This is a genomic window from Staphylococcus sp. HMSC068G11, from assembly GCF_001815825.1.
GTDB lineage: Bacteria > Bacillota > Bacilli > Staphylococcales > Staphylococcaceae > Staphylococcus > Staphylococcus epidermidis.
The window spans coordinates 139,413-151,964 of sequence record NZ_KV822067.1; the positions used below are offsets into that span (position 1 = coordinate 139,413).

The window sequence follows — 12,552 nt, forward strand, 5'->3', positions numbered from 1 at the left end:
TATGCGTTGTTGGTGTCGTCACTTTATTCCACCCCTAATTTTTCATCGTCCTTAATTGAGCGACCGTATATATGATTAAATACTTCATCATTTGCCTCAGACGCGGGACCATCATAAACGAGCTCTCCCGCTCTTAAACCAATTATTCTCGAGCCGTATTCCTTTGCTAAATCTACAAAGTGTAAATTAATCAAAATAGTAATACCTAGTTCTTCATTGATTTTCTTTAAGTCATCCATCACTTGTTTTGTAGTTAATGGATCTAATGAAGCAACTGGTTCGTCTGCTAATATAATGGTTGGTTCCTGACATAACGCTCTAGCTATTGATATACGTTGTTGTTGACCACCTGACAACTGGTCAGAGCGTTGGTCATATTTATCTAAAATGTTGACACGTTCTAAAGCATTCATTGCCTTGACTTTATCTTCCTTAGGAAAAAGACCAAGTATCATTTTCCAAGTAGGATGGTATCCTACCCTACCACTCAAAACATTTCTAAGCACTGTTGAACGCTTAACTAAGTTAAAATGTTGAAAAATCATCCCTATACTTCGACGCATTTCTAATAATTTTTTACCGCGTGCTTTAGTTATTGATTGACCTTCGATAGTAATTTCACCTTTAGAAATATCATGTAGCCGATTAACCGATCGTAGTAATGTTGATTTACCTGCTCCAGACAATCCAACAATAACTGCAAAATCACCTTTTTCTATATTTAAGTTAATATCTTTTAATCCCACATGGCCATTTGGATACACTTTACTAACATCCTTAAATTCGATTTGACTCATCAACAAACACCCTTCTTTTATAAAGAAAAGCTATGAGACTCAAACCGCAAGAGGTCTACAAACCTTCACGTTTAATCCCTTAGCTTTTCTTTTTATAATTCATTCAATTTATTTTATTTCATATCATGAACAGCTTTTTCATATTGTCTAACGATATCAAAGTCTGAATCTTTAGTATCAACATAACCTTCATGAGAGTATACCTCGCTAATGATTTTATGACCTTTTTTAGTTTTAGAAATTTCTTTAAAAGCTTTTTTCAATTTATCTTGGAATTTTTTATCCATATCAGGACGTACTGAAATCGTATCATTAGGAATAGGTTTAGTGAGTTTTAATATTTTAGTATCTTTAAATACATTTGGTTGATCTTTTTTTACAACTGTACGTGCATCATTAAATACAGCTGCTGCATCCACATCTCCATTTAACAATGAAATAACTGCTTGGTCGTGTCCTTTAACATTGACTATCTTCATATCTTTTGTTGCATCAATACCAGCTTCTTTTTTTAATGTTACTAGAGGGAATGTATATCCTGCTGTAGAAGTTACATCTTGTAATGCTATTTTTTTACCTTTTAAATCTTTGAGACTATTAATACCAGAGTCCTTTTTAACAAGGATTTCTGATTTATAATCATCAACTAACTTTTTACTTGGAGATCCATCTTCATTAACGTCGTAACGTTCTGCCTTTAATAATAAATCCGCTGCCTTTTGATCGTGTGCTAAAGTATATGCAGTTGGTGGCAAGAAACCAACATCCACTTTCTTAGATTTCATCGCTTCAACTATCGTGTTGTAGTTTGTTGAAACTGATACTTTAACCGGAATCCCTAATTTATCTGACAACAATTTTTCTAACGGTTTTGCCTTAGCTTCAAGTGTATCAGCATTTTGAGATGGTACAAATTGTACTGTTAATTCTTTAGGTGTATAACTACCTGTTTTTGAATCTGATCCGCTATCAGAACTTTTATTATTATTCAAAGAACTTGAATTCCCACAGGCTGCTGCAAAAATAACCACCGATAAAACAAGCACCACTAAAAACTTAAGATTTTTCATTCTACTTACTGTCCCCTTCATATCAATATTGGTGTAATATGTATATTTTTGAAACTATATTTATAGATTAGCATATCTTATAAGTGATGGGTATTTAATTTTAATTAAAATTATAAATTTTTTATAATAAATCGTAAGAAATTGTAAAAAATCTGTTAAGCAAGCACAATACGCTATATTTTTATACTATACTTTTTAAAAATTCCATCTTTTATATAAGGAGTAATCATAGAGATGAAAATATTTAAAACTTTAAGTTCTATACTAGTTACATCTGTTCTTTCTGTGACTGTGATTCCATCAACATTTGCATCAACAGAATCTACTGCTACAAATCAGACACAACAAACAGTACTTTTTGATAATTCTCACGCTCAAACCGCGGGCGCTGCCGATTGGGTGATTGATGGCGCTTTCTCAGATTATGCAGATTCAATGAGAAAGCAAGGTTACCAAGTTAAAGAACTAGAAGGAGAATCAAACATTTCTGATCAATCTTTACAGCAGGCGCATGTATTAGTTATTCCCGAAGCTAACAATCCATTTAAAGAAAATGAGCAGAAAGCAATCATTAATTTTGTTAAAAATGGTGGTAGCGTCATTTTCATCTCAGACCACTATAATGCCGATCGTAATTTAAACCGTATTGATTCTTCAGAATCAATGAATGGTTATCGACGTGGCGCATACCAAAATATGACTAAAGATATGAATAATGAAGAAAAAAATTCTAACGTTATGCATAACGTTAAGAGTTCTGATTGGCTCTCACAAAACTTCGGTGTTCGTTTTAGATATAATGCACTTGGAGATATCAATACTCAAAATATCGTTTCAAACAAAGATAGTTTTGGTATTACTAAAGGTGTACACTCAGTTTCAATGCACTCAGGTTCAACATTAGCAATAACTAATCCTAATAAAGCTAAAGGCATTATTTATATGCCCGAGCATTTAACGCATAGTCAAAAATGGTCTCACGCAGTTGATCAAGGTATTTACAATGGTGGTGGCATCAACGAAGGACCTTATGTAGCCATTTCAAAAATTGGTAAAGGAAAAGCTGCATTTATTGGTGATAGCTCTCTTGTAGAAGATTGTTCACCTAAATATCTTCGTGAAGATAACGGGAAACCTAAAAAAACGTACGATGGTTTTAAAGAACAAGATAATGGAAAGTTATTAAATAATTTAACAACATGGTTAGGCAAAAAAGAATCTCAATCTTCTATGAAAGACATGGGTATTAAACTTGATCATAAAACACCGTTACTTAACTTTGAGCAACCTGAGAATTCAATTGAACCTCAAAAAGAACCGTGGACTAACCCAATAGAAGGTTACAAATGGTATGATCGTTCAACATTTAAAAAAGGGAGTTATGGAAGTGATCAACGGGGGGTAGACGATGGAGTAGATGACAAAAGCTCTTCTCATCAAAAACAAAATGGCAAAGTTGAATTAACTTTACCTCAAAATATCCAACCGCATCATCCATTTCAATTTACAATCAAACTCACGGGATATGAGCCTAATAGCACAATTAACGATGTAAGAGTTGGACTTTATAAAGATGGAGGTAAGCAAATCGGTAGCTTTTCTTCTAACCGTAACCAATTCAATACTCCCGGCTATAGTCCTAGCCAATCAATTAAAACAAATGGAGCGGGTGAAGCCTCAATCACACTCACAGCTAGAGTGACAGATGAAATTAAAGATGCTAATATTCGTGTTAAACAAGGGAAAAAAATTCTATTAACTCAAAAAATGAATGAAAATTTTTAACACCGATAATAACTTAGTGTTGAAAAGTGAGACATTGTTTTTAATTTATATATCACAGAACTATGTCTCTTCCCCGTACTTGAGGAGGTTAATTCAATGTCTCAAATTGCTTTCTATATCCTTAGTGATGTCCACGGTTTTATATTCCCAACAGATTTTTCATCAAGAGGAAAAGATTTACCCATGGGGTTGTTAAAAGCCAATCATCTTATCGAGCAAGACTGCGTGCACTATGACGACAGTGTAAAGATTGATAATGGAGACTTCTTACAAGGTTCTCCATTATGTAACTACTTAGTATCTAAATTAAAGAGTAGTCTCCCATTAACATCAATATATAATCGTTTAGGGTTTGATTTTGGAACTGTTGGCAATCATGAATTTAATTATGATTTACCTTATCTAAAACAGGCCATCAATCAACTTCATTACCCAGTTTTGTGTGCAAATATAATTGAAAATACACAGCCATTCACTGGCCAAGGTATTCATTATTTTAAAGTAAATGGTTTAACTATAGGAACTATTGGATTAACCACTCAATATATCCCTCACTGGGAACAACCTGATTACATTAAGACACTCACTTTTAACAGTGCTTTCCACACATTAAAATCTGAGTTACCTACACTTAGGGAAAAGAGTGATATTGTAGTAGTAAGTTATCATGGTGGCTTTGAACGTGATTTAGATAGTGGCATCCCGACAGAGGCGCTTACTGGGGAAAACGAAGGGTATGATATTCTAAGTCAGTTTAGCGATAGTATCGATGTGTTGATAACCGGCCATCAACATCGTGATATTGCGACAATCAAGAACCAAACAGCCATCATTCAACCAGGTTCAAAAGGTACAAAAGTTGGAAAAATAGTTATTGAATATACGCATGATAAAAAAGTATTAATTAAAGAATGTAAATTAATGAATGTTCATAACAATACCTCCTTTAAGCCGAATGACGAAGATATCGTTTTACGTAATCAATTAGAAGATTGGCTTGATACTCAAATCGCAGAACTCCCCTACGCTATGAGAATAAACAATTCATTTGAGGCAAGAAAATCACCGCATGCATTTGTTAACCTTCTTAATTATATTTTACTAGAAAAAAGTGGTGCAGATATTGCATGTACAGCACTATTTGATTCCGCAAATGGCTTTGATGAGAAAGTAACCATGCGTGATATCATCAATAATTATCCTTTTCCTAATACTTTTAAAGTGATAGAACTTAGTGGAAAAGATATTAAACTTGCAATTGAACGAAGCGCAAGTTATTTTGACATTGTTAACCATAAAATCACAGTTAATAAAGAGTTTCTAGAACCTAAACCTCAGCATTTCAACTATGACATATTTGCAGGTATCCAATATACAATTCATGTTGGTCATCCTTACGGTGAACGTGTTAGTGATTTGCAAATTAATGATGCACCACTACAAAGTGATCAAATATATACAATATGCGTAAATAATTATAGAGCTGTTGGTGGTGGGAATTATGATATGTATGTTAACAAACCTGTGATAAAAGATATTCAAATCGAAGGTGCTCAATTGTTAATAGATTACTTATCTCACAATGATTTATCTCAAATCCCACAAGTGATCGATTTCAATGTTGTTAAGTAATCCCTCTTTCTATTAAAGTATCATTGCTGAAAAGTTTGATTGTATAAAGAAAAATCCTTATAGAGGTGTCGCCACACTTCTATGAGGATTTTTTAATAATCATGAATATTCATTAAATGTGACATGTTTCTTTTCATAAAGTTGATTAACAAGATTAAGAAGCATACCCAACACTATAATCCCACCAGATATCATAGTAATTTGAATGTAAGGTAATCCTACTGATAATAATATAGATCCAATAATTGCACCAAGAAAATTAGCAACATTGAAAATAGAAGCTGCTAACGTGCTTGCAAGAAGTGGTGCTTCTTTTGCACTTAAGATAATTTTGCTATTAAGTAACGGTGTTGTACCAAATGTACCAAAACCAAATAAGAAGCAAATGATTAATGCTAATATTGAATTTTGAATAACAGTAACAAATAGTACGATTGTTAAAAATAGTAAAAGAAATGTAAGGTATAAATTTTTTGTTAATTTATTTTCCGGTACATTACCAGTAATTAAATTCCCTATTACACCGCCTAAACCAAACATAAATAAACAAACAGTTAAACCTACAATTTTAAATGGAGAAAAATCTCGTATCATTGGCTCCATAAATGTATAAGTAGTAAACACACCAGAGTAACCAAACACAATAATGGCAATCACAATTAAAATGTGTGGATTCTTAAACACTGTTAATTCTTTGCTAATATTTGCTTCTGCACTTAAAGAAACGTTTGGAACAAATTTAATCATTCCTAACATAGTAATGATTGCCAACACAATCATGAATCCAAAAACAACTCTCCAATTTGCAAAGCCACCTAAAAATGATCCGAATGGTACACCTAACATTACAGCAATAGTTAAACCTGCCTGAACAAGTGCAATGGCCTGTGTTTTTTTAGCAGGAGGTGCGACTGTCGCAGCAACACTCATACACACACCGAAGAATGGCGCATGCATTGCCGCAGACATGAGTCTTGATAATAACAATACATTAAAATTCGGTGCAAGCATCCCCACTATATTACTTATTATAAAAATCGCAACTAATATTGGTAACAGACGATGGGCGTGAACTTTCAATGTAATGATTCGCATTAAAGGACCTATCAATGCAACACTAATAGCATAAACACTAATTAATAAGCCAGCACTCGAAACAGAAACCTTCATATCGTCAGCGATTTGTGTAAGTAAGCCTGTCACTACATATTCAGCCATTCCTACTGTAAATGTTCCTATCATAAATATAATGAACAACATTTTATTATCTTTCATGAGCGTTTCCTCCCTTTTCTTAATATCAAAAAATCAATATGAGTGGTATATTATAAAAAATTCGTCTCAATGTGAAGAGTATGTTTTCAAATTTTCATCTTCCTCAAATATTAATCTCATAAGTTTTCATATTGTTTTCATGTAATAATATTAAGACAATTTATGATGACTTGATATAAAGCATACGTTTAAATATGTCTGATTGAATTGATTTAATTTTGATAAATAAAATTGAATATTCATGAAATAATGTCGATTTTTTGACGAACCCTCTTATAATACGTTTTCTTTTCCCTGTTTGATTATAATTAAATGATTTTTTAAATAACTCGACAGTAAATATCTTTAAATTCATTTTAATATTTGAAGGTGATTGGGTGATCTGAAATTAAAACAGTTACCTAAAAATTAATTGTAGTATGGACAATGTAGTAGTATGTGATTAATGTCGATTGAATGATAATCACAGTCCGAATTGTATATTTATTTTAAGTAGCTTAATGAAGTCGATTTACATGTTTATAATGAAAAACTAATTGCTACTTTACAAAACCTTCTATATATTATATGATACTAATTGTTGAAATTTTGGAGGGATACTCAAGTCTGGTTTAAGAGGCTAATCATTCGTGATTAGTAGGAGCTTTTTGCTCGCGTTGGTTCAAATCCTTCTCCCTCCGCTATATATAAAAGAGCCTGAGGCATTTATTTGTCTCAGGCTCTTTTGCATATTGGCTATGATGATTAAATTGAACATCATAAATATCCCTTATTCAAGCTACGATATATGTAAACACTTGAATAAGGGATTTTTATCTTACTATAGTTTTACATTATGAAAATAAATTTTTTAATACTCTGTATAAAGAGCCTAATAATTGAAAGAAATCACCTGTCATTTATTTCACTCCTATCTATATAAGATTACGTTAGGTTTATACCCTATATCATTTTATTTATTTGTTGATGTTAATTGTTCACTTTGTACTAAATCATCAGCAAGACCGTGCCAGAACTGTTGTAACTCATCTCTAGTACGTTTAGTATCTGTACTGTCTTGTCCTACAAAGTCCACATGATCCCAGTCATGTTTTGTTGGAGTTACTTGCCATACACCTTTTTGATTTTTATCTGTAGCTTCAACATATTTTTGATTAAATGGATGTTGTGAAGAAATGACTGAAACAAGTCCATCATTTTCTCTCCATTCTTTCTCTTTAGCTTTTCCAATTAAGTTACCAGTAATTGTAAATGGTAAGAACATGTTAAGATCAGCTTTTTGTTTTCCTGCCAATGTTTTATGTGTTGATTCGCCCGTATAAGTTTTATATACAATATTAGGATTTAATGATGTTTTTCGGTTTAAATCTGTTGCGCCATCGCGTGTTAAATCGTGTAAACCACTATCTTCTGATTTCCACAGTTTTGAATTTTGAACACGTTTAACATATTGAATATATGATTCATTTGGTTTTTGTTTTAATCCCCAGTGTTCTAACCCAAAGTCTACACGTGAATCTTTATTACCATACATTTTACCTACGTCATATACAAGTTGGCGTACAATCGCTTCGTTACCTAATAAGTCTGACGCATGTGTACCATTATGTGGTGTACCGAGTGTTGTAATAGATGACACCATATTATCGTGGCCACCTTGGTATAATGGAGAAATTTCCCCACCATGTTGTTTTTGATATTCAACTTCTTCTGGATTACCATGTCTCAATAGCTCTTCTAATTGACGAATTGTTTGACCACCCATACTATGACCAACTAAATGTATTTTTTGACCTGGTTTCCAATCTTTATAAACACCTTCATAGGTTTTACCGTAACGCTCATGACCATATTTAGCTGCGTGTGCTGCACCATAGTCAACACGTCCGCCTTTGATGTAGTAATATAACTCAACAGCACGGTCATAGTTACTACCAAATGCACTTATACTTGCTTCATAAGCCTCATATCCATTTTCTTCTAAATCTTGGCGAATATTCATTTTATCGCCACCCCAATAATGTGTTAGTACTGATGGGTTAATATTGTCTGTAAATCCATTGAAACCATGTACTAAAATAATTGGATCATTATTTTTATATTGTTTTTGTTTTGCTGATTTATTTGTTTGATCCTCGTTTTTTTCACTCACTTGTTGCTTAGACTGTTTATTAGTTGTAGCAACAGCATTACTTTCTAAATTAGCGAGGCCATCTTGAGACCCTTTATCATTTTTAGAAGATTTATCTTTATCTGTAGTTGGATTCGCTTGCTTGTCAACTTTAAGAGGTTCCTCTTTACTATTTAAATTAAATGTTTCAACTTTGTCGTCATCTTTCTTAGCAGTCACTTGTTGAGTGTCGTTATTTACTTCTTTGTTTACCTCTTCTGTTGATTGACTATCTTTTGATTGATTTTGACCTGTTGTTCGTAGTAGATCAGTATTTTTAGATGATTGTGTATCTTGTTTACTCAAACTCTCTTTTTGAGAGTCTTCTTGTTGGGCAGTTGTATTATCGAGTTGTGAAGGTTTAGTTTTCACATCTTCATTGGACTGTGCTGCATTTGAGTGTAAAGTTTGATTGTTTTCACTAGCATGCTTTTCCAGTTCAACTTGTTCTTGTTGTGGTTTCTCTTCAGAATGATTTTGAACAAATGCTTCATTCTTTTTATTTTGTTCAACTACAGATTCAGATTTATTGTCATTTTGAGAATCTTTTTGTTGCTGAATCAAATCCTCATTTTTTGGCGTTTCGTTATGTAAGTTTTCATTTTCAGTAATAGAATTAACATTACTTTTCTCATTAACATTCTTATTTTGCGTTGATTGTTGTTCACTTAACTTTTCATTTTTATCCCCAATAGATTGTGTTGTGCTATTTTCAACAGTTCCTTTATCCTGTTGTTGCTCAGCTGCCTGAGCCGATCCTCCACCCATAAATAATAATGCTGCAATCAGAATGGATGATGCACCTACGCTAAATTTACGAATACTGTATTTATTTTGTCTTGTCTTCACAATTAGCACCTCTATCTATTTGTTTATTTTAAAATGAAATTTTTGTCGGTAATTTGTTAGATGAAAATATTAATAATCATACGTGGTATAAATCCGAAAATTTTACTAAAAATGGGTTTGATTGCTTCCATAACTATCTCCTTCCCACCAAAGGTAAGCGCTTCCATTTTTGTTCAAAAAAATAAAAATTATAAAAATAATTTTAATAGGCCATAAAAGAATAATTCACTTATCTACTTTGGTTTGATTTGATTAATATATTACATCGATGTTCACAATTTGTCAACAATTACATGCAATTTAATTATTTATCATACTAATATTAAATCTAAAGAAATGATGGTAATCTATATATACTATCAAATAAAAAATATCGATTTATATAAAAATAAAGGATGATTAGTAATGGATATACAAAAGTTTGAATCTTATCTAAAAATTAAGCATTCATATTATTCAAACCCTTCTCTTGAAGCATTGAATTACTATGTAAGACGCTTTATGATAACTGTGCCGTTTGAAAATATTAATGTTCAAAACAAGATTCCTATCTCAATCGATATCAAAGATTTATACAATAAAATTGTTATTCAACGGCGTGGCGGATTTTGCTATGAATTAAATCATTTGTTTGCTACGTATTTAGAACATAAAGGCTTCCACGTCACTCGTGCTGCGGCAACAGTACGCACACCAAATGGTGGACGTAGTCCTGAAGGTTCGCATATGTCACTTTACGTTAATATCGAAGGAACACTTTATATTACTGATGTTGGATTTGGTGATTTACCTACAAGTATTATCGAGATAGGTTCTAAAACACAATTCATTCCAACATATGATAAAAATGGAGTTTACCGTGCTGTTTGGATTAATGACAATCAATATGCCTTACAGAAGCTTAGACAAAATAAATGGATGACACTCTATGAAGCACATTTAAAATCTCAAAGCATTAAAGACTTTGAAGATAAAATAAGCTACAATGAGCATCATCCTCATTCTATTTTTGTACGACATTTGCTTATTACACAACCACAATCGTTTGGACGTGCAACAATGACTTATCATTCTTTAACTTTAAGCAATGATAGTACTAAACATAAATATGACGTTACTACCAATAACTACAAATATTTTTTAAAAAAATATTTTAACTTAAACGTATCAATTATCCCATTTGAGCCATAAATAGGATGAATCGTCATTCACTTTCATCCTATTTTTAATCATTGATTTATAAGATTCATGGAATAAATCCCCCATATTAAATTAATTAAAATTCTAAATTATACTACCTTACCATTCTCGAACCTCTTTGCGCTCGCCTTTAAAATTATTTCTTTTTTGATGGCGATGTGCTAGTACCTGTTCTACTTCTGAAAATGGAATATCTAAACTATGTAGTAACACAAAAAGGTGATACATGACATCTGCTGTTTCATTAATAACTTCTTCACGATTATGTTTTATCGCACCTATCACAACTTCAAATGCCTCTTCACCAAATTTCTTGGATATTTTCTCGATGCCTTCCTTTAACAAATATTGAGTGTAAGAGTTAGATTGATTGGCTTTAGCACTTTGATGAATCGTTTGTGCTAAAGCTTGAATTTTAAAGCGTGATGCAATTTCAGTATTAAAACAACTCAGACTTCCAGTGTGACATGTAGGACCTTGTGGCATCACTTTGATTAATATTGTATCTTGATCACAATCTATATGAATACTCTCAACGTGTTGGAAATGACCAGAAGTTTCACCTTTAGTCCACAAACGTTGTTTAGATCTAGAGAAAAAGGTTACTTTCTTTTCTTTCAGAGTTTTTTGATAAGCTTCTTCATTCATATATCCCAACATTAATACGCTATCCGTTTGTGCATGTTGCAAAATTACTGGTACTAATCCTTTAGAAAAGTCTATAGGTTTATTCATCTCACAAGGATACCTCCTTCACGCATTTTATCTTTAATTTCTGCTACTGTAGTTTCTTGATCATGTAAAATACTTGCCGCTAAACCTGCAGAAACATCTGTGTGTTGAAACAGTTCAACAAAATGTTGTGCATTTCCTCCACCCCCAGAGGCGATAATCGGAATATTAACTAATTGTTTAATTTTTGCTAAATGTTCAATATCAAAACCTTGTTTCATTCCATCATGATGCATGCTAGTTATAAGTAATTCCCCGGCACCTAAATGCTCTACTTCTTGTACCCAATCATATACTCTGACATCAGTTAATTTTTTACCACCGTGCGTAGTACAGAAATAATCCTTTCTGTCTTTATCATAAAAGCTATCAATAGCAATACAAATACATTGACGACCAAATTTCTCACTTGCTTGTCGAATTAATTCTGGATGTTTTAAAGCGCTTGAATTGAGTGATACTTTATCTGCTCCGTGATTTAATAGTTGTGTAATATCATCTAAATTTTGAATACCTCCTCCTACTGTTAAAGGGATAAATAATTGTTTTGCCGTTGCTTCTATCACTTCTATCATAAGATCATGTCCTGCTTCCGTCTTCGAAATATCAAGAAAGACTAGTTCATCTGCACCGGCTTCATTATAAAAAAGAGCCAAATCAACTGGATTACCGATATCTCTTAATGACTGGAACTGGATACCCTTTACGACGCGTCCATCTTTAACATCTAAACATGGAATTACTCTTTTTTTAATCAAGATAATCCCTCCCAGAATTCATCCAGATGTGCTGCTTTTCCTACAATAGCAGCATGAACATTTAACGATTCTAATCGAAACAAGTCCTCTTGATTTCTAATACCTCCTGAAGCAATCACAGGCAAGGATGTATAAAGTGCGAGACGACCTGTCAAATCAAAATTAGGCCCAGAAAGTTTACCATCTTTCGAAATATCGGTATAAATTACACCCCCCAAAGGTAAATGCTCAATTTGGTCAACATAATCAAATAAAACATACTAAGATTAGCTATGAAGAAATCT

At 32.6% G+C, this 12,552-nt stretch carries 9 protein-coding genes, 1 tRNA gene and 1 pseudogene; 4 read left to right on the forward strand and 7 right to left on the reverse strand.

The window, feature by feature from the left end; translation table 11 throughout:
* Positions 1-23 precede the first annotated feature (23 nt).
* Entirely contained in the window at positions 24-797 is a 774-nt protein-coding gene (gene phnC / locus HMPREF3058_RS03510) for a phosphonate ABC transporter ATP-binding protein (RefSeq protein ID WP_002446931.1), read from the reverse strand.
* 113 nt (positions 798-910) lie between these two features.
* Complete coding sequence (locus tag HMPREF3058_RS03515) at positions 911-1,867, reverse strand: phosphate/phosphite/phosphonate ABC transporter substrate-binding protein (RefSeq protein ID WP_002490918.1); 957 nt, start codon at positions 1,865-1,867, stop codon at positions 911-913.
* A gap of 234 nt (positions 1,868-2,101) precedes the next feature.
* Here HMPREF3058_RS03515 and HMPREF3058_RS03520 point away from each other — a divergent pair, with 234 nt between their 5' ends.
* Both HMPREF3058_RS03520 and HMPREF3058_RS03525 read left to right on the forward strand, forming a co-directional pair.
* The gene (locus HMPREF3058_RS03520; RefSeq protein ID WP_002490896.1) at positions 2,102-3,652 is read left to right on the forward strand and encodes a motility-associated ABC transporter substrate-binding family protein; all 1,551 of its coding nucleotides are present in this window, start codon (positions 2,102-2,104) and stop codon (positions 3,650-3,652) included.
* Between the two features lie 96 nt (positions 3,653-3,748).
* A complete protein-coding gene (locus HMPREF3058_RS03525; protein ID WP_002490901.1) occupies positions 3,749-5,284 on the forward strand; it encodes a bifunctional metallophosphatase/5'-nucleotidase in 1,536 nt (511 codons plus the stop codon).
* Between the two features lie 99 nt (positions 5,285-5,383).
* Here HMPREF3058_RS03525 and HMPREF3058_RS03530 read toward each other — a convergent pair whose 3' ends face one another.
* The gene (locus HMPREF3058_RS03530) at positions 5,384-6,559 is read right to left on the reverse strand and encodes an MFS transporter (RefSeq protein ID WP_002446927.1); all 1,176 of its coding nucleotides are present in this window, start codon (positions 6,557-6,559) and stop codon (positions 5,384-5,386) included.
* Positions 6,560-7,149: 590 nt separating this feature from the next.
* Between HMPREF3058_RS03530 and HMPREF3058_RS03535 the strand changes: the two genes are divergently transcribed.
* Positions 7,150-7,239: transfer RNA gene (locus tag HMPREF3058_RS03535), tRNA-Thr, on the forward strand.
* Positions 7,240-7,511: 272 nt separating this feature from the next.
* On the opposite strand, the gene gehC is transcribed toward HMPREF3058_RS03535, so the two are convergent.
* A complete protein-coding gene (gehC, locus tag HMPREF3058_RS03540) occupies positions 7,512-9,578 on the reverse strand; it encodes a YSIRK domain-containing triacylglycerol lipase GehC (protein ID WP_002490884.1) in 2,067 nt (688 codons plus the stop codon).
* Between the two features lie 405 nt (positions 9,579-9,983).
* On the opposite strand from gehC, the gene HMPREF3058_RS03545 reads away from it, so the two are divergent.
* Positions 9,984-10,769 carry an arylamine N-acetyltransferase family protein gene (locus HMPREF3058_RS03545; protein WP_002490845.1) on the forward strand — a complete coding sequence of 262 codons (786 nt, stop codon included), beginning with the start codon at positions 9,984-9,986 and terminating at the stop codon, positions 10,767-10,769.
* Between the two features lie 108 nt (positions 10,770-10,877).
* On the opposite strand, the gene hisIE is transcribed toward HMPREF3058_RS03545, so the two are convergent.
* From hisIE to HMPREF3058_RS03560, 3 genes and pseudogenes are all read right to left on the reverse strand, one after another.
* Positions 10,878-11,513 (reverse strand): bifunctional phosphoribosyl-AMP cyclohydrolase/phosphoribosyl-ATP diphosphatase HisIE, encoded by a 636-nt coding sequence (gene hisIE / locus HMPREF3058_RS03550; protein ID WP_002446921.1) that lies wholly within the window; start codon positions 11,511-11,513, stop codon positions 10,878-10,880.
* Positions 11,510-12,268, reverse strand: coding sequence for an imidazole glycerol phosphate synthase subunit HisF (hisF, locus tag HMPREF3058_RS03555; protein ID WP_002490899.1), 759 nt, complete (start codon positions 12,266-12,268; stop codon positions 11,510-11,512). Before hisF ends, hisIE begins: the two co-directional genes overlap by 4 nt.
* Positions 12,265-12,522 (reverse strand): annotated as a pseudogene (locus HMPREF3058_RS03560) (HisA/HisF-related TIM barrel protein); the annotation flags it as partial. The pseudogene HMPREF3058_RS03560 and the gene hisF, both read right to left, overlap by 4 nt.
* Positions 12,523-12,552: the final 30 nt, after the last annotated feature.

Coding starts and splice junctions, on each gene's coding strand:
- phnC (WP_002446931.1), bottom strand. CDS start 797: ATGAGTCAAATCGAATTTAAGGATGTTAGTAAAGTGTATCCAAATGGC.
- HMPREF3058_RS03515 (WP_002490918.1), bottom strand. CDS start 1,867: ATGAAAAATCTTAAGTTTTTAGTGGTGCTTGTTTTATCGGTGGTTATT.
- HMPREF3058_RS03520 (WP_002490896.1), top strand. CDS start 2,102: ATGAAAATATTTAAAACTTTAAGTTCTATACTAGTTACATCTGTTCTT.
- HMPREF3058_RS03525 (WP_002490901.1), top strand. CDS start 3,749: ATGTCTCAAATTGCTTTCTATATCCTTAGTGATGTCCACGGTTTTATA.
- HMPREF3058_RS03530 (WP_002446927.1), bottom strand. CDS start 6,559: ATGAAAGATAATAAAATGTTGTTCATTATATTTATGATAGGAACATTT.
- HMPREF3058_RS03545 (WP_002490845.1), top strand. CDS start 9,984: ATGGATATACAAAAGTTTGAATCTTATCTAAAAATTAAGCATTCATAT.
- hisIE (WP_002446921.1), bottom strand. CDS start 11,513: ATGAATAAACCTATAGACTTTTCTAAAGGATTAGTACCAGTAATTTTG.